General features: G+C 65.0%; 15 protein-coding genes. 10 read left to right on the top strand and 5 right to left on the bottom strand.

The annotated features are described in order from the left end of the window. Positions 1-108: 108 nt before the first annotated feature. From IPP28_16050 to IPP28_16015, 8 genes are all read left to right on the top strand, one after another. The gene (locus tag IPP28_16050) at positions 109-768 is read left to right on the top strand and encodes a protein-L-isoaspartate O-methyltransferase (protein MBL0042509.1); all 660 of its coding nucleotides are present in this window, start codon (positions 109-111) and stop codon (positions 766-768) included. Between the two features lie 30 nt (positions 769-798). After that, entirely contained in the window at positions 799-2,136 is a 1,338-nt protein-coding gene (locus IPP28_16045; GenBank protein ID MBL0042508.1) for a TolC family outer membrane protein, read from the top strand. A gap of 293 nt (positions 2,137-2,429) precedes the next feature. After that, positions 2,430-2,978, top strand: coding sequence for a GspH/FimT family pseudopilin (locus tag IPP28_16040; protein ID MBL0042507.1), 549 nt, complete (start codon positions 2,430-2,432; stop codon positions 2,976-2,978). An 11-nt stretch (positions 2,979-2,989) separates the two neighbouring features. Continuing rightward, a complete protein-coding gene (pilV, locus tag IPP28_16035; GenBank protein MBL0042506.1) occupies positions 2,990-3,496 on the top strand; it encodes a type IV pilus modification protein PilV in 507 nt (168 codons plus the stop codon). Then, complete coding sequence (locus tag IPP28_16030; GenBank protein MBL0042505.1) at positions 3,493-4,734, top strand: PilW family protein; 1,242 nt, start codon at positions 3,493-3,495, stop codon at positions 4,732-4,734. Before pilV ends, IPP28_16030 begins: the two co-directional genes overlap by 4 nt. Before the next feature lie 7 nt (positions 4,735-4,741). Next, positions 4,742-5,317 (top strand): hypothetical protein, encoded by a 576-nt coding sequence (locus tag IPP28_16025; protein ID MBL0042504.1) that lies wholly within the window; start codon positions 4,742-4,744, stop codon positions 5,315-5,317. Between the two features lie 11 nt (positions 5,318-5,328). Beyond that, positions 5,329-8,892, top strand: a complete 3,564-nt coding sequence (locus IPP28_16020; protein ID MBL0042503.1) for a hypothetical protein — start codon at positions 5,329-5,331, stop codon at positions 8,890-8,892. 2 nt (positions 8,893-8,894) lie between these two features. Beyond that, a complete protein-coding gene (locus IPP28_16015; protein ID MBL0042502.1) occupies positions 8,895-9,320 on the top strand; it encodes a type IV pilin protein in 426 nt (141 codons plus the stop codon). A gap of 22 nt (positions 9,321-9,342) precedes the next feature. Here the strand turns inward: IPP28_16015 and IPP28_16010 are convergent, their stop codons facing one another. Both IPP28_16010 and IPP28_16005 read right to left on the bottom strand, forming a co-directional pair. Next, on the bottom strand, positions 9,343-10,284 hold the full coding sequence (locus tag IPP28_16010) for an electron transfer flavoprotein subunit alpha/FixB family protein (GenBank protein MBL0042501.1): 942 nt from the start codon (positions 10,282-10,284) through the stop codon (positions 9,343-9,345). Positions 10,285-10,294: 10 nt separating this feature from the next. Then, complete coding sequence (locus IPP28_16005; GenBank protein ID MBL0042500.1) at positions 10,295-11,041, bottom strand: electron transfer flavoprotein subunit beta/FixA family protein; 747 nt, start codon at positions 11,039-11,041, stop codon at positions 10,295-10,297. A gap of 155 nt (positions 11,042-11,196) precedes the next feature. Between IPP28_16005 and IPP28_16000 the strand changes: the two genes are divergently transcribed. Continuing rightward, positions 11,197-12,054, top strand: coding sequence for a serine protein kinase RIO (locus IPP28_16000; protein ID MBL0042499.1), 858 nt, complete (start codon positions 11,197-11,199; stop codon positions 12,052-12,054). 10 nt (positions 12,055-12,064) lie between these two features. Here the strand turns inward: IPP28_16000 and IPP28_15995 are convergent, their stop codons facing one another. The 3 genes from IPP28_15995 to IPP28_15985 form a co-directional block, all read right to left on the bottom strand. Beyond that, entirely contained in the window at positions 12,065-12,472 is a 408-nt protein-coding gene (locus IPP28_15995; GenBank protein MBL0042498.1) for a hypothetical protein, read from the bottom strand. A 70-nt stretch (positions 12,473-12,542) separates the two neighbouring features. After that, complete coding sequence (locus tag IPP28_15990) at positions 12,543-12,902, bottom strand: YkgJ family cysteine cluster protein (GenBank protein MBL0042497.1); 360 nt, start codon at positions 12,900-12,902, stop codon at positions 12,543-12,545. A gap of 137 nt (positions 12,903-13,039) precedes the next feature. Then, positions 13,040-13,918 (bottom strand): hypothetical protein, encoded by an 879-nt coding sequence (locus IPP28_15985; GenBank protein MBL0042496.1) that lies wholly within the window; start codon positions 13,916-13,918, stop codon positions 13,040-13,042. A gap of 259 nt (positions 13,919-14,177) precedes the next feature. Here IPP28_15985 and IPP28_15980 point away from each other — a divergent pair, with 259 nt between their 5' ends. Then, entirely contained in the window at positions 14,178-16,889 is a 2,712-nt protein-coding gene (locus tag IPP28_15980) for a tetratricopeptide repeat protein (protein ID MBL0042495.1), read from the top strand. Positions 16,890-16,892 lie beyond the last annotated feature (3 nt).

Below are 16,892 nucleotides of genomic sequence, written 5' to 3'. Positions count from 1 at the left end.
CGACCTTGGATCGGCGCGGGTGGGCAGCTGCCCCGGAGGCACCGGTTCGAGAGGGCGCTCAGGGTGGAACTGCTACCCTAGGCCCCTTTCTCTTTGCGGATTTGCGACATGAACCTGGACATCGAACGCACCCGTTTCAACATGGTCGAACAGCAGGTGCGCCCTTGGGATGTCGTCGATCCGCGGGTGCTTGACGTGCTTGGACGCGTGCGTCGCGAGGACTTCGTGCCTGAAGCCAGTCGCGCGCTCGCGTTTGCCGACGTCTCGCTGCCGATCGGTCACGGCGAATGCATGATGAAGCCGGTCGTCGAAGGGCGCGTGCTGCAGGCTCTGGCGGTATCGGACAGCGACAGCGTGCTCGAGATCGGCACCGGGTCGGGTTTCCTGACCGCCTGCCTCGCGGCGCTGGCGCGCGATGTCGTATCGGTCGAGATCCATCCGGACCTGGCTGCTTCCGCCGAATGCAAGCTGATGAGCGCCGGTGTCGCGAACACTCGCGTCCAGGTGGGCGATGCCTTGAAAGGCTATGCGCCGAGCCGCAGCTTCGATGCGATCGCGGTCACCGGGGCGGTCTATCGCGAGCCGGAACAATTGCGCGGTTGGCTGGCGGTCGGCGGGCGCTTGTTCCTGATCCGCGGCGAATCGCCGGTCATGGAAGCGGTCCTGATCACGCGTGTCGGCGCCAATGCCTACCGCGAGGAAAGCCTGTTCGAGACCGACCTGCCCTATCTGATGCACGCTGCGCCCCCCAAGCGCTTCGTGCTGTAAGTCCCCTTCGACAAGGATTGAGGAATACCCATGGCCCAACGATTCATTCTCCGCCTGAGCGCATTGGCGCTGGCGATCTCCGGCTCGGCCTTCGGCGCCGACCTGATGGAGGTTTACGACAAGGCGCGTGCCGGCGACCCGCAGTTCGCTGCCGCCGAGGCGGGTCGTTTGGCGGCCGAACAGGGGGTGCCGCTGGCGCGATCGGCCTTGTTGCCGCAATTGTCGGCGAGCTGGAACAAGAACCGTTCGGAATCCGAGGGCACCATTTTCTCGGAAGAGCTCAACCGCGACGTCACCTTCAGCACCACCAGCCGCAACAGCAGCAAGTCGCTGCAACTGCAGCAATCGATCTACGACCATGGCAGCTACATGAACCTGCGCGCCGCCAAGGCGCAGGCGGCACGCGGTGGTGCCGATTACGATGCCGCCTCCGATGCCTTGCTGGTCCGCGTCGCCGAGGCCTATTTCGGCGTGCTGACCGCGCAGACCAATCTCACTTCGGCCGAGGCGGAAGAGAAGGCGGTCGGGCGTCAGTTGGAGCAGGCCGAGCAGCGCTTCGAGGTCGGGCTGACAGCAATCACCGACGTGCACGAAGCCCGTGCACGCTATGACGGTGCGCGCGCGGCGGTGATCCTCGCGCGCAATGCGCTGGACGACACCTTCGAAGGCCTGATCGAACTGACCGGTGAAGAGGTCGAGGCGGTCAAGCCATTGAAGGAAGAGATCGAACTCGCGCGTCCGCAGCCGGACAGCCTGGATCAGTGGGTCGATACCGCGATCGGCAGCAATCCGGCGCTGGCCGCGTTGCAGAAGACGGTCGATGCGGCCAACTATTCGGCCAAGGCGGCCTGGTCGGATCATTTGCCCTCGCTGGGTTTGAGCGGCAACTACTCGGAACAGGACTCCGGCGGCGATGTCGGTCCGTTTTCGGCCCGCGATCCCAAGAACAATTCGCTGTCGTTGAGCCTGAGTATCCCGTTGTTCTCCGGCGGTGCCACGAATGCACGCTACAAGCAGTCGCTGTACGACCGCGATGCCGCCCAGGACCGGCTGGAACAGCAGCGTCGCGCCATCGTGCGCCAGACCCGAGGTGCCTTTCGCGGCGTCGCCGCCGGCATCAGCGAGGTCGAGGCACGCCAGCAGGCGCTGGTGTCGGCCAAGAGCGCGCTGGAAGCGACCGAGGCCGGTTTCGAAGTCGGCACGCGCACCATCGTCGACGTGCTGCTCAGCCAGCAGCAGCAATTCGCCGCCGAACGTGAGTATGCGCGCGCCCGCCACAACTACATCCTCGCCAACCTGCGCCTGAAACAGGCCGCCGGCACCATCGACGTGGCCGACCTCAAGGCCGTCAACGCGATGCTGCAATAAGTCCCGTCACGATCCGGGCAGCAGCGGGCGCCTTCGGGCGCCCGTTGCATTTCCGGCGCTGGATCAGGCGCATACGCCTGTTTCCTGCCGTTGATCGCCCCGGATTACCGCTGGTCGGGCGATGGCCGGGTACCCGTACGGGGCCGCTTGCGAATTGTTTCAGACGTGACACAATGTAAAAAGTCGGACACAGATCCGGCTGACACGCATTCCGTCATCACGGGGTTCCAGCCCGGCAATGGACGCCGGCAGGAACCTCTTGTCCGATCCGCGGCGTTGGGGCGCCAGATTCCATGAACTCTCGCAAGCAAAACCTGGGTGTGACCCTGATCGAACTGGTGGTGGCGGTATCGGTGCTCGCCATCGCCGTTTCCCTGGCCGCGCCGAGTTTCTCGGACACCATGCGCAATCAGCGCCTGTCCTCGCGCAGCTTTGCGCTGCAGGAAGATCTGGCCTACGCGCGCGCCGAGGCGGTGAAGCTGCAGGGTAATGTCGCGCTGGCGGCCAAGCCCGGCGGACTGACCAACGGCTGGGTGGTGTTCGAGGACACCGATGCCGACGAGGTGCTCGATCGCAGCGAACGCACGCTGCGCGAGCAGGGCGAAATGACCGGCGGCTACACGATGGCCGCGGCCACGGGTGCCGGCAATCCCAAGGCCGGTGTCGGCTTCGATCGCCGCGGTGCCCTGGTCGGACGCGGCACCTTGGCGGTGCTGATCTGTGCGCCGAACTGGCGTGCCGACAAGGACAAGGATTACGCCCGGAACCTTCGCGTCTCCAGCAATGGCCGCGCCGAGTCGGCCAAGGGCAAGGGTTCGAACCGCGGACTGAGCTGCAGCTGAGGAGCATGTCGATGCGACGCGTCGTGGCTGGATTCACCCTGATCGAAGCATTGATCGCACTGCTGGTGCTCACCGTCGGTCTGCTCGGCGCCGCCGGCATGCTGCTGACGTCGGTCCGCAACAGCAACAATTCCTACCTGCGCTCGCAAGCCAGCTTCATCGCCGATTCGCTGGTCGAGCGGATGCGCGCAAATCCGCTGGCGATCTGGGGCGGGCATTACAACGGGGTCTTGAGCAGCGCGACGCCGGCGGCGCCCACCTGTGGGGCCGGCGGCTGCACACCCGCGCAGGTGGCCGGCTACGACCGCGCCGCGATCGCGCGCCAGCTCGCGCAGCACCTGCCGCTCGGTGCGGGTTCGGTCACCTGCACCACGACCGGTACCGCGCCCGTGCGCAATTTCGGCATTTCGCCGGTGAATGGCCAGTGTCGCATCAGCATCGGCTGGAACGAGAAGCGCGATGTCGATGCCGCCGGCTTCAGCGGCACGCAGTCGTTCGAACTGGTGGTGCAGCCGTGAATCGATCCAATATCCGCGGCTTCACGCTGATCGAATTGATGATCGGCCTCACTCTGGGCCTGTTCGTCGTCGGCGGCGTCATCGCGATGTTCATGACCTCCAGCACCACCGCGATGAACCAGCAGCGCTTGTCGCAGGTGCTGGAAAATGGCCGCTACGGTGCGCAGGTACTGGCCGACGAGTTGCGCAAGACCGGCAGCCAGTATTGCGCTTCCTATGCCAATGCGCTGCCGGCCGACAGCGGCGTCAACCTGCTTCGTGCACCGCTGATTCGTGTCGCGAACACCGCTTCCCTGCAGAAATGGATGCCGACGCCGCCGACGCCGGCCAAGCCCTACATGCTCGATCCGGGCCGTTTCGTGCGAGGAAGCGACTGCGACAACGGCGGCACCTGCCGGCCGGCGCTGGCGACGGCGTCCAACGACATCAATGTCGTGCCGGCTTCGGGCACCGGCGACGGCAATCGGGTTCTGGGCACCGACGTGCTGACAGTGCGCTATCTCGCGACCGACGGCGTGTCGATCGCGGCCAATGCCGGTGGCGCGACCGAAGTCGACGTCGGCCTCAACGTGAGTGGCGCGCCACTCGAGTTCAGCGATGGCCAGATGGCGATGATCGCGAACTGCTCATCGGCCGAGATTTTTTCGGTGGGAACGGCCGGGACCAAGCTGCGCCACCGGGTCGATGAAGGGAATCTGGTCGGCACCCTGGGCGATGCCTATACCGTGGCCGGAGATTCACGGGTATTCAATTTCAGCCGTGATTTCCGTTCGGTCACCTATTACGTCGGACTGCGCGAAGACAACCTCAATCCCGGCCAGCTGATCTCGTCCCTGTTCCGAATCGAGAACGGTGGCGACGCGGAAGAGTTGATCGAAGGCGTCGAGCGCTTCGATGTGACCTACATCGTGCTCGATGGTCGCGGTGGCACGCATTACCTCAACGCCAATCAGGTCGCGACGAATCCCGGTGCACTGGCCTGTCCACCGGTCGCAATGACGCCGCCGGCCGGCGACCCGGGCTGCCTGTGGCGCGGCGTGCAGGCGGTGGATGTGTCAATCCTCGTGGTGTCCACGCGCAGCGGCCCGCGCGGTGACGAAGCCTTCCGTTATTCCCCCGACGGCGACACCGTGCAGAGTTACGCGACCAACGCGACCCTGCCGTCCGGACTGTCGGCCGGCAATCGCCTGCGCCGCGAATTCCGCGTCTACGCGGGCTTCCGCAACCTGAGTCGTTGAGGATCCGATGAATCAGATGCATGCCTTTGCGCAACCTTCCCGTCAACGCGGCGCCGCATTACTGGTCGGACTGATCTTTCTGGTCATCACGACGGTCATCGCGATCGTCGCCATCGGCTCGACGGTGCTCCAGGAACGGATGACCGGCGGCCAGCGCAACGATTCGTTGGCCCAGCAAGGCGCCGAGAGCGCGCTGCGTGGCGCCGAACTGGCGTTGTGGAATACCTATATCAACAGCGACGGTCGCGATGCGCCGAACGGTACCTTTGCCGCCGAGCCGCTCAGCAGCGACGCACATGCCTTCCGCGAAGCGACCGGCTGGACCAGCGCCGGCGCAGCCTATGCGCTGATCGACTACGACGCCATCGCCCGCAATGCCGGCAGCGGCCGGCTCGATCGCGACCCGCGTTTCATCATCGAACGTCTGCCGGGTACCGGCTGCCTCGAAGCGCACTGCGGTGGCGGCGGGTCGGGCAGTGGCGCCGTCGGCATGACCGACTACTTCCGTGTGACCGCACGCAGTACCGGTGGCGATGCCCGGGTGATCCGCAGCAATGAAAGCGTCTACGCGATGGGCCATTGAAGGAGCGCGCCATGAACCGCAACCTGAAACACTGGATTGTCCTCGCCGTCTCCGTTGCTGCCGGCGGACTGGCTGCGCAGACCCTCGATCTTTCGAAGCCGCCGTTGTTCCTGAACGGCGCAGTCGACCCGAACCTGATGGTGACGTTCGACGATTCCGGCTCGATGGCCTGGGGCTATACCCCGGACAATGTCGACGACGGCGATTGCGACTGGCGCTACAAGCGCTTCTATTCGCCGGCCTTCAACCGTCAGTATTTCAATCCGGCCATCAACTACGAGCCGCCGTTGCGCGCAGATGGTTCGCGCATGCCGGACCAAAGCTACACCGCAGCACTGATCAACGGCTTCAATGGTTCGGCGACGACGGTCAATCTGTCCAACGCCTATTTCGTCTCGTATGCCGAGGATGCGACTCCGGACCGTGTCGTCCATCGGGCAGGCGCCACCAGTCATTCATCGTGTTCGACCCGGACATCGCGCAGCTTCGAATTCCCGACCGGCTCGGCCTCGGCCTTCGTCTGCCTGCCGACCAGCACCGGACTCGACCTCAAGCTCGACAGCACCTACAGCTGCCGCGCAATTGCCGCCGGCGAACAGACCAATTTCGCGAACTGGTTCACCTACTACCGTGTGCGCGGCCATGCATTGAAGTCGGCCGTGTCGCGTTCGTTCGGCGTGCTGGGCGACGATATCCGCGTCGCCTGGCAAAACATGAATGACAACAAGCTCGATGCCAGCGACGCCATGGGCAGCTTTGCCAGCAGCACGCGCACGGATTTCTTCAACTGGTTGTTCGCTTCACCCTACGACGGCAACACGCCGACCTTGCGCGCGACGATGCGCGCCGGCGATTTCTTCACGCGCTCAGGCAGCAGCGCGTTGAATCCCTATTGGGACACGTCGCGCGGCCGTGACCTGATGTGTCGCCAGAACTTCCACGTGCTGGTCAGCGACGGCTACTGGAACGAGACCACGCAGCCGACCAGCAGCGCGTCGAACTCGATCACCACCGGCAAGACCTTGCCGGATGGCAAGTCGTTCTCGACTACGGCGAGCAGCGATGGCCTGCATTCGCGTTACGTGTGGAACGAAGAGTCGCGCCAGTCCAGCGACTGCACGTCGACGCGCAATCGCGACGGCGACGTCACCGCGACACGCGCCTGCGAACCCTCGTATTCCGATCTCGCCTTCCACTACTGGTCGACCGACCTGCGCTCCGATCTCGACAACAAGGTGCCGATGTATTTCCCGAATCGCACCACGGGCGTGACCGGCACCGCGCAGGACGTGAGCACCGTGGCCGACCTGCGGACGATTCCGGAGATCTACTGGAATCCGGAGAATGATCCGGCCAGCTGGCAGCATGTCGTGCAATTCTTCATCGGCTTCGGCATCTCCGGACGACTGGAATATTCGCCGGCCATGTACACCAAGTTGCGCAAGGGCGAAGAGCGCTGGCCGCGTCCGCGCAACCTCGATCCGTCCGGCGTGGATGATTCCTGGCATGGTGCGTTGGCCAGTCGCGGTGCCTATTTCGGCGCCTCCGACCCGAACGAGATCGTCGATGCGCTCGGCGACATCCTGGCCAGCGTGGTGCAGCGCAAGGGCACCAGCACCGCGGTCGCGGTATCGACCGGCATCATCCGTTCCGGCACCCTGGCCTACCAGACGCAGTTCGACTCGACGGACTGGTCGGGCAGCGTGATCGCACGCGCGGTCGATGCCAACCAGAACTTTGGCACGCCCCTCTGGGATGCGGGCTGCCTGTTGACCGGCGGTGACTGCCTGACCACGTCGCAGACCAATCTGGTGGCGCCGAATTGGGACACCGGTCGCCAGATCCTGACGTCGAGTGCGGCAACCGGAAGTGCCGGCGCGGCCTTCCGCCTGGGCAATCTGTCGACGGCGCAGCTGGCCGCATTGAACGACAATCCCGCGACGGTCGCGGTCGACAACGACGGCAAGGCCGCGGAGCGCGTCAATTACCTGCGCGGCGATCGCAGCCGTGAACGCCGGCTCGGTGGCAGCCTGCGCAACCGCAGTTCGCTGTTCGGTGCGGTCGTGCACTCCGCCGCCATTGTCATCGGCGCGCCGGCGAAGGACGAATACGACGACACCCTGTGGCCGGCCGGTTCTCCGGAAGCGCGTTCCAGCGTCAAGTACAAGGATTTCGCGGCGACGAACCAGAATCGTGCGACGACCGTCTACGTAGGCGCGAACGACGGCATGTTGCACGCGCTGGATGGCAATACCGGTGCGGAGCGTTTCGCCTATGTGCCGTATGCAACCTTTGCGAATCTGGGCAAGCTCACCGATCCGATGTACCAGTTCGAGCCGACCGTCGACAACGCGGTGACCGTGCGCGATGTCTACACCAATGGCGCCTGGCGCAGCCTGCTCGTGGGCACCCTGCGCCGCGGCGGCCAGTCGGTGTATGCGCTCGACGTGACCAATCCCGGCGTGCTCGAGCGCAATGCCGGCAGCGTCGTGCAGTGGGAGTTCTCGGACCGCAGCAGCGACGGCGCTGACCTGGGTTACACCTATGGGCAGCCCTTCATCACGCGCCTTGCCAACGGCAAGTGGGTGGTGCTGGTCCCGGGCTCCTACAACAGCAATGTGGCCGACGGTGCTGCAGGTTCGGGCAATGCAGTGCTCTACGTGCTCGATGCCGAGACCGGCGCGAAGTTGCACAAGTTCGATCTCGGCGCGATCGACCGCAATGCGCGCGGCTTGGCGGCGCCGATCGCGATCGATCTGCAGAATGACGACATCGCCGAGATGGCCTACGCCGGCGATCTCGCCGGCAACGTCTGGCGCTTCGACCTGACCTCGACCTCGGTGCGCAGCTGGACGGCCACCAAGCTGTTCGAGCCGACCACGCCGTTCGAGCGTCCGATCACGGCGCAACCGCGGGCCGAACGTCATCCCGATACCAAGCAGCCGATGGTGTTCGTGGGTACTGGCAAATACATCGAGAAGTCGGACCGCACCACCGGCATTCCGGCACAGGCGTTCTACGGCATCATTGACGACGGCAGCACTGTGACACAAGCCGATTTGGCGACCCGAACCACGGTCAGCACCGGCAGCATTCGTCGGGTCTCGACCGCGGCGGCGTCAACGTCGCGGGCCGAGAAGGGCTGGCAGATCGTGTTCGACGAAGCGGCCTACGCCGGTGAGCGCGTCATCGCCCCGGCCTCGCTGCGCATCGTGGGGCGCCGCGTGATCTTCACTACCCTGATTCCATCCGGTGACGATCCCTGTCTGCCAGGCGGCACCAGCTTCCTGATGTTCGCCGACTTCGGCAACGGCGGGACCGCGTTCGACAACTACGCCTACTTCGACACCAATGGCGATGGCGACATCACCAGCACCGATGACGCCAGCGCAGTCGGCAAGAAAATCAATACGCTGGTACCCGGCGTGGCGTCGATCTTGCCGCCAGGCGGCGGCGTCGGCGGCATCGTGGTGCCGCCGAGCGATGGCGAGGGTACGCCGACGACGGTGAAAACGCGCGAGTTCGAATGGCGCCGCCGCTCGTTCCGTGATCGCACCGAATTGCAGGGAGACTGAACATGCACGCTGCGCGCGGATTCACCCTGATCGAGCTGATGGTGACCGTGGCGGTCGTCGCGATTCTCGCGACGATCGCGATGCCTTCGTACCAGGAGCAGATCCGCAAGACCCGGCGTGCCGATGCGCGCCAGGAACTCATGCGCTTTGCGACGGCGCAGGAACGCTTCTACACGAACTGCAATCGCTATGCTTCGACACTGAACGGGGCCCAATCCACCTGCTCCGGGCTCGGCGCCGCAAGTGCGTCGATCAACTCCGAGAATGGCTACTACAGCCTCTCGCTGGCAGGCGACGGAAGTGCCTACACGTTGACCGCGACGGCCCAGAATGGTCAGGAGGCCGACACCAAGTGCGGCAACCTGTCGCTGACCGATGCGGGCGTCAAAGGCGCCACCGGCACACTCGGCGCCGCCGAGTGCTGGTGAGGTAGTCGCCGAACCCCCGCGTTCAGAGCAGCGCTTCGATCTCCGGTACGAGCTTGAACAGGTCGCCGACCAGACCGATGTCGGCGACTTCGAAGATCGGCGCTTCGCCGTCCTTGTTGATCGCGACGATGGTGCCGGCATCCTTGATCCCGGTGAGATGCTGGATCGCGCCGGAAATGCCGATCGCGACATAGAGTTCGGGCGAAATGATCTTGCCCGTCTGGCCGACCTGCATGTCGCTCGGCACGTAGCCGGCATCGACCGCCGCGCGCGAGGCCCCGACGCCGGCCCCGAGCTTGTCGGCGAGCGAATAGATCACGCTGAACGCTTCCGCCGATCCCAACGCGCGGCCGCCGGAGACGACGCGGCTCGCGGTCTGCAGGTCCGGTCGATCCTTGGCCCCGGCTTGCAGTTCGACGAAGCGGGTGTGCGTCGGCAGGTCGGCACTGAGTGAAGCGGCTTCGATCGGCGCAGTCGAGCCACCCGCTGCAGTCGCGGCAAATGAGGCATTGCGCACCGTCGCGACCAGCTTGCGGTCTTGGGGCGCTTGCACCGTGATGATGGCATTGCCGGCGTAGATCGGACGCTGGAAGCTGTGGCTACCCAGCACTTTCATGATGTCGCTGACCTGGGCCTCGCCAAGCAATGCTGCGACGCGCGGCATCAGGTCCTTGCCGAAGGTCGTGCTCGGACCGAGCACATGCGTGTAGTTCGCGGCCAGTGCAACGACCTGCGGCGCCAGCACCGCGGCGAGCGCGTTTGCATTGGCCGCATTGGCGATGGTCAGCACGCGGCCGACGCCATCGAGCAGCGCGGCCTGGGCGGCGACCGGCGCCGGATCGGCGGCGAACACCGCGATGTCGATGCGCGCGGCGCCCATCTGCTTCGCAGCGGTCAGGGTCTTGGCGGTGCTCGGGTTGAGCTGGTCGTTGGCGTGTTCGGCGATGATGAGAATCTGGGTCATGGCGGGCTCCTCAGAGCAGTCCCTTGGACTTCAGTGCAGCGACCAGTTCGGCCGCATCCTTGACCATCACGCCCTTGCTGCGCTTGGCCGGCGGGGCGTACTGAGTGGTCTTCAGATGGTCGCCGGATTCGACGCCGAGCGAATCGAGCGTGATCGTTTCCAGCGGCTTCGACTTCGCCTTCATGATGTCCGGCAGCTTGATGAAGCGCGGTTCGTTCAGGCGCAGGTCGGTGGTGATGACAGCGGGCAGATCGACGTCGAGCACTTCCAGGCCGGCGTCGACTTCGCGCGTGACGCGTACGACCTGTCCATTGACCTCGACCTTCGAGGCCGAGGTCGCCTGGGCTTTGCCCCAGAGCGCCGCGAGCATCTGGCCGGTCTGGCTGCAGTCATCGTCGATCGCCTGCTTGCCGAGGATGACGAGACCGGGCTGTTCCTTCTCGACCAGCTTGAGCAGCGCGCGGGCCGCGGTCAGCGGCTGCAGCGGGCCATCGGTGGTGACATGGATGGCGCGGTTCGCGCCCATCGCCAGGCCGTTGCGCAGGTGTGCCTGGGCATCGGCCGGCGCGATCGTGGCGACGATCACTTCGCTGGCCACGCCCTTCTCGCGCAGGCGCAGCGCTTCTTCGAGCGCGATGTCGTCGAACGGATTCGGCGACAGCTTGACGCCGTCGGTGACGACGCCGGAACCATCCGGCTTCACTTGGATGCGCACGTTGTAATCGACCACGCGCTTGTAGGCGACCAGGATCTTCATTCGGGAGTCCTCGAATCCACCGGCCAGCGCCGGCAAAGGGCGCGCAGTTTAGCCGGAAGCCGTGTGAAGGCCTATTCGAATGCTCCCGTGCTAACACCCTGCCCGGGCATCGGCAATAATGCCGCCTTTCCAACGCCGGCCAACCCGGGGACATCGTGAAAACCCCCAAAGGCTTGCAACCGTTGCTCGACGACGGCGTCATCGATGAAGTCCTGCGGCCGCTCAAGAGCGGCAAGGAAGCCTCGGTCTACGTCGTCCGCTCGGGAGACGCCATCCGCTGTGCCAAGGTCTACAAGGACATGGCGCAACGCAGCTTTCAGGCGCGTGTGCAGTATCAGGAAGGGCGGGCCGTACGCGGGTCACGCCAGGCGCGGGCGATCGGCAAGGCCAGCAAGTTCGGTCGGCGCGAAGCCGAGGACGCCTGGAAGAACACCGAAGTCAACGTGCTTTACCAGTTCGCCGCAGCCGGCGTGCATGTGCCGAAGCCGCACGGCTACTTCAACGGCGTGCTGCTGATGGATCTGGTCGTCGATGAATCGGGCCACAGTGCGCCGCGGCTGGGCGAGGTCGATCTGCCGCCGGAAATCGCCCGCCTGTTCCACCATGACCTGATCCAGGACGTGGTGCGCATGCTCTGCCTCGGCTGGATCCATGGCGACCTGTCCGAGTACAACGTGCTGGTCGCCGAGGAAGGGCCGGTGATCATCGATTTCCCGCAGGTCGTCAGCGCCAGCGGCAACAACAATGCACGTCGCATGCTGCTGCGCGACGTGCACAACCTGCGCGACTGTCTCGCGCGCTTTGCGCCCGAACTCGCCAGCACCCATTACGGCGAGGAAATGTGGGCGCTGTACGAAAAGGGCGAGCTGAAACCCGACACCCTGCTCACCGGCAAGTTCGTGTTCGATCAGCGCCGCGCCAACGTCAAGTCGGTGATGCTGTCGATCGAGGACGCGCGCCAGGAAGCGCTGATTCGCGAGCAGGGCCGCAAGGAAGCCGAAGAGCGCGATTGACCGCCGGCGCCTAGTTCGGAAGAAAGGCGTTGTCGGCCGGGAAATCCGCGCGTGGCGGCAAGGCGTTCGGCGCCACCGTGTTCGGTGATTTGGGCAGCGAGGCATCGTTGGCAGCCGCGGCAGCGCGTTGCGCGGCCTTGTGCGGCACTCGCCAGAGCTGATTCACGTCGTAGAACGAAGGGCCGCGGGTCCAGCGTGCGTGGCCGGACTTGGCGGCTTCCGAAATCATCTTCAGGTCGCGTCCGGAACCTTGGAACAAGGGCGTCCACAGCCCGGCGCGGGCATCCACTTCGAGGCAGACGAAGTAGTGCTGGGCGGTCACCGCGTCGCGTGCGTCGGCGGTGCATTCGGCCCCGTGTTTCACCAGTTCGTCCGGATACATGTAGAGCACCAGGCCAGGTGCGAAAACGTGCGCCATAGGTCGAGTTTCCTTGAGGTGAGAACGCGCACTTGGCGCGGCAGATGCGGTCAGCAGGACGGCTGACCAGTCAGCAGCGCAAGGTGAACGGGATGTCCTTGGTGCCGTGTTCGAAATAATCCTCGCGCTCCGCCCGGCAATAGGGGCCGCCCATCGCGAAGCGACGGCAGGCGCTGGGGCGGGATTCGTAAATGCCGCAGCACATGCGGCTGCGATCCATCGCGACGCACCAGCCGTCTTCGCCGCGAGCCATGACGTCATAGCCGGCTGCGCTGCGTTCGATCAGATGCGGCGCGATCCGATCTTCCGGCATCAGCACCACGGTCAGGCGACAGCAGACCGCTTCGCAGTCGCTGCAGGACACGCTGGGGTCGACGCTCTCGGCGTAGGGGTCGGTCGGATAACCGTCGGTCTGGGTAGGATCGGACATGAGGTCTCCCCGGTAGGAAACGGCGCAAACACTGGCGCAGTGGTTGAAGCGAGGAGGGCGCCGCGTTGGAACGCAGGCGGCGCAAGCGGTATGAAACTGGGCGCAATCTTACGCGAAGCGGCGTCCGGCCGCCGGATTCATCCCGGCAGACGTCGACGAGCTGCCTGAACATAACGCTCGGCCGAGCCCTCGCCGAACGGGAAGAACAGCGACGGCTCGGTCAATTCCAGTTCCAGCACACAGGGCGAACCGTCGCCGGCGCGCAGCAGGTCGACCCGCGCATACAGCGGTGCGCCGCCGGGAATGGCTGCAACCACGCGGGTCGCCAGACCGATCTCGTCGACGCTCGGCGTACGTGCGGTGATTTCCTCGGGCGCAAAGAGTTTCTCGGTCGGACCCTCGTCCAGCCGCAGCAGGGGTCCCTTGCGAATGGCATGGCTGAACCTGCCGTCGAAGAACATCAGCGCGGTTTCGCCGGCCGAATCGACTTGATCGAGATAGGGCTGCACCAGCACGCTGCGGGCATCGGCAAGCAAGACATCGGCATGGCGGATCGCGGTCTGGATCTGGCGCCGCCGATATCGCTGTGCATCTTTCGACCCTGCACCGACCGCGGGCTTGACCACGAACTCATCGGTCGCGAGCGACGCAACGATGCCTTGCAGATCCGTGGCGCCGTGCGTTCCGGGCTCTAGGAAATGACTCGGGACGGTCGCCAGCCCCTGTGCCGCAAGGTCGGCCAAATAGTGCTTGTCGGTGTTCCAGCGCACCAGGCACGGCGGATTCAGCAGCAGCGTCTGCGCCGACACGCGCTCGCACCAGGCCAGGAACTCGGCCAGACGCGGCACGTAATCCCAGGCCGAACGCAGCAACACGAGATCGAACGTCGACCAGTCGACGCCGGAATCATCCCAGCACACGGCGACCGCATCGCTGCCGAACGCGTCGATCAGTGGTGGCAAATCCTCGTCGAGGGAGCGGGCTTCCTGGGCAGTGACGAGGGCGATCTTGGGCATGTCGGCATCCGGGCGTGAGAACGCGCATGCTAAGCGATGCGGGCGTGACGGCACACGTGCATCGACGCGCGGTTGCCGCCCGTGCCGCGACCCGCGATGATCGCGAGGACATACAGGGCAGTGCATGAGCGGCGAACGACCGACAGATTCCGATCTGCCGACCCAAATCCAGCACAAGCCATCTTCGGGCGCCGGGCCGCCGGTGCCGGACGGGACGCTTGTGGTCGCGCACGGCGCCGACGTGAAATCCGCATCGTCAATGAAGGTCGACCTCCGCGACGAAGCAACCGAGTCGCACCTCAGCCTGATCGGCAAGTGGATCGGGCCGTACAAGATCCAGGCCGAACTCGGGGCCGGTGGCATGGGTGCCGTTTATCTGGCCGAACAGTTCGAGCCGGTGCGGCGTCAGGTCGCGCTGAAAGTCATCAAGGCCGGCATGGACAGCGAGGACGTGCTCGCGCGCTTCCAGTCCGAGCGCGAACTGCTGGCGCGCATGAGTCACCCGAACATCGCCCAGGTGCTCGACGTCGGCGCGACGCCGGAAGGGCGCCTGTATTTCGCGATGGAATACGTGCCGGGCGTGCCGGTGAACGAGTTCTGCGATCGCCGCGGCATGGACATCGCGCATCGTCTGGAATTGTTCCTTCAGATCTGCGAAGGCGTGCAGCACGCGCATCAGAAGGGCGTGATCCATCGCGACATCAAGCCCTCGAACCTGATGGTCGCCGACTACCAGGGGCAACTGCTGGTCAAGGTCATCGACTTCGGCATCGCCAAGTCGATGGACGCTCATGGCCGTGGCGACACTGGCTCGACCCGTGTCGGTGTCCCGATCGGCACGCCTGCGTACATGAGCCCGGAGCAGGCCGCGGGTGATCTGGCCGCGATCGACACGCGTACCGATGTCTATTCGCTCGGCGTCGTGTTGTACCGGATGATCACGCACGATCTGCCGATTTCCGCCGACACCATCGCCAAGGCCATCGACAGCGATCTCGCGCGCGTGTTGCGGGAAGCGACGATCCGCCCGCCAAGCCGCAAGGTGCTGGAAATCGCAAAGGACGCCAAGGTCAACCAGGCCGACTGGAAGCGTGCGATGGCCAGCGACGCGCCGGCCCTGTCGCGAACGCTCAAGGGCGACCTCGACTGGATCACGCTGAAGGCGTTGGAGCGCGAGCGCGACCAGCGTTACGCCTCGGTATCCGAATTGGCGGCGGACGTGCGCCGCTACCTCGACGGCGAGGTCGTGCTGGCGGGACCACCGAGCAAGCTGTATCGCGCCCGCAAATTTGTCGCCCGCAACAAGCTTGCCGTTGGTGCGGCGGCAGCCGTGGTGTTGTCGCTGATCCTCGGCATCATCGGCACCAGCTACATGACGATCGAGGCGCAGCAGCAACGCGCCCGCGCCGAGGCGGCCTTGAAGGATGCGCAGCAACAGCGCGACCGCGCCGAGGCCGAGAGCGCACGCGCCATCGCGACGCGCAGCTTCCTCGAGGAAATGATCGCCGCGCCGGACCCATGGAAGCTTCAGGGCGGCTCGCCGGAAACCCGCAACGTGCGCGTTGTCGAAGCGCTGCAAACGGCCGCCGCCAATCTCGAAAAAGGACTCGCCGACAACCCCGCGCTGCGCGGCGAAATCGCGACGATGCTCGGACGCACCCTGCGGCGGCTGGGGCAGCTGGATGCCGCTCGCGAGCAGTTGGATGCGGCTGTGGCCGACCTGGGCAAGGTCGATGCGGCCCAGGCGGGGCCGCGCATGCGAGCGGAGCTCGAGCGCGCCCTGCTGTTGAGCGAGCAGGGAGAGCATGCCGAGGCGAAAAAGGTCTTCGATCAGCTGTTGCCCGGCATTTCAGCCATTGATGGATTGCCCGCCGAGACGATCGACGAAGTCCGTCGTGCCGCTGCCAATTCACTTGCGGCACTGGGCGAGGGGGATGCGGCCGAAGCGCTGGCGAGAGAAAACCTGCAGCGGGCGATTTCGGGTGATGGGGAGTTCAGTGCTGCAGCCAGTGGCGCCAAGGCTGCCTTGGCCGACGTTCTGGGAGAACGCGGTTCCTGGGATGAGGCCGAGCGCCTGATCACCGATGCCTACAACACCGAACGTCAGCGACTTGGCCAAGCCCATCCTTCGGTCCTCCAGTTGCTTGCGAATTCGGCGACGCTGGCCTTCCGGCGCGCCGATTTTGTGCTGGCCGAACAACGCTATCGCGAGGCAGCGCAAAGTGCAGAGCAAGTCCTGGGTCGGGAACACCCGGAAACATTGCGCGCCTGGGCACATGTCGCCGTGGCGCTTGCCAACTCCGGCAAGAACAAGGAAGCCATCGTCTTGTTCGATGAATTGATCGGTCCACGCACCGCGCTCCTCGGTCCCGATCACCCGGATGTTCTGATGATGCGAATGAACTACGGCGTCTCGCTCAGGGCAGTCGGTCGATCTGCCGAAGCTGAAAGGGATCTGGATGACGTCTATCAGCGTCGTCGCCGCGTGCTCGGCGAAACCCATCCGGAGACCTTGCGCGTTCTCGGTGTTCTCGGCGTCATGGCGATCGATGCGAAGAACTATGGGCGCGCTACCACGTTGCTGCGTCAGGCGTCGGAGTTGTACGAGCGCGCCAATGGGCCGACCCATCCAGAGTCGATCGTCATCCGCAACAATTATCTCGCTGCACTCCGGGATTCTGGCGAACCGCAAGCGGCTGCAGAATCCTATGCGTCCTTGCTGAAGGTAGCGCAAGCCGCATTTCCGGAAGGCAACGTGACCATCGGCGCGATCCAGGGCAACTACGGACTGGCCTTGGTCGAACTGAAGCGGTTCGCCGAAGCGGAGCCGCTGTTGATCGACAGCTTTCGAATCATTCGCAAAGTGCTGCCTGAGAACGATCCGCGCAACGACGTGCCCAAGCATCGCCTCGAACGGCTGTACCGTGAATGGGGCAAGCCGGAGCGACTTTCCGAAGCGCTTCGGCCCTGAACT

The sequence above is a fragment of the Lysobacterales bacterium genome (genome assembly GCA_016721845.1).
In the GTDB taxonomy this organism is placed as follows: domain Bacteria; phylum Pseudomonadota; class Gammaproteobacteria; order Xanthomonadales; family Ahniellaceae; genus JADKHK01.
This window is presented reverse-complemented; position numbering and strand designations above follow the sequence as displayed.

Excerpts from the sequence above, each read along its gene's own strand:
- IPP28_16050 (MBL0042509.1), top strand. The coding sequence starts at position 109 with ATGAACCTGGACATCGAACGCACCCGTTTCAACATGGTCGAACAGCAG.
- IPP28_16045 (MBL0042508.1), top strand. The coding sequence starts at position 799 with ATGGCCCAACGATTCATTCTCCGCCTGAGCGCATTGGCGCTGGCGATC.
- IPP28_16040 (MBL0042507.1), top strand. The coding sequence starts at position 2,430 with ATGAACTCTCGCAAGCAAAACCTGGGTGTGACCCTGATCGAACTGGTG.
- pilV (MBL0042506.1), top strand. The coding sequence starts at position 2,990 with ATGCGACGCGTCGTGGCTGGATTCACCCTGATCGAAGCATTGATCGCA.
- IPP28_16025 (MBL0042504.1), top strand. The coding sequence starts at position 4,742 with ATGAATCAGATGCATGCCTTTGCGCAACCTTCCCGTCAACGCGGCGCC.
- IPP28_16020 (MBL0042503.1), top strand. The coding sequence starts at position 5,329 with ATGAACCGCAACCTGAAACACTGGATTGTCCTCGCCGTCTCCGTTGCT.
- IPP28_16015 (MBL0042502.1), top strand. The coding sequence starts at position 8,895 with ATGCACGCTGCGCGCGGATTCACCCTGATCGAGCTGATGGTGACCGTG.
- IPP28_16010 (MBL0042501.1), bottom strand. The coding sequence starts at position 10,284 with ATGACCCAGATTCTCATCATCGCCGAACACGCCAACGACCAGCTCAAC.
- IPP28_16005 (MBL0042500.1), bottom strand. The coding sequence starts at position 11,041 with ATGAAGATCCTGGTCGCCTACAAGCGCGTGGTCGATTACAACGTGCGC.
- IPP28_15995 (MBL0042498.1), bottom strand. The coding sequence starts at position 12,472 with ATGGCGCACGTTTTCGCACCTGGCCTGGTGCTCTACATGTATCCGGAC.
- IPP28_15990 (MBL0042497.1), bottom strand. The coding sequence starts at position 12,902 with ATGTCCGATCCTACCCAGACCGACGGTTATCCGACCGACCCCTACGCC.
- IPP28_15985 (MBL0042496.1), bottom strand. The coding sequence starts at position 13,918 with ATGCCCAAGATCGCCCTCGTCACTGCCCAGGAAGCCCGCTCCCTCGAC.
- IPP28_15980 (MBL0042495.1), top strand. The coding sequence starts at position 14,178 with ATGAAGGTCGACCTCCGCGACGAAGCAACCGAGTCGCACCTCAGCCTG.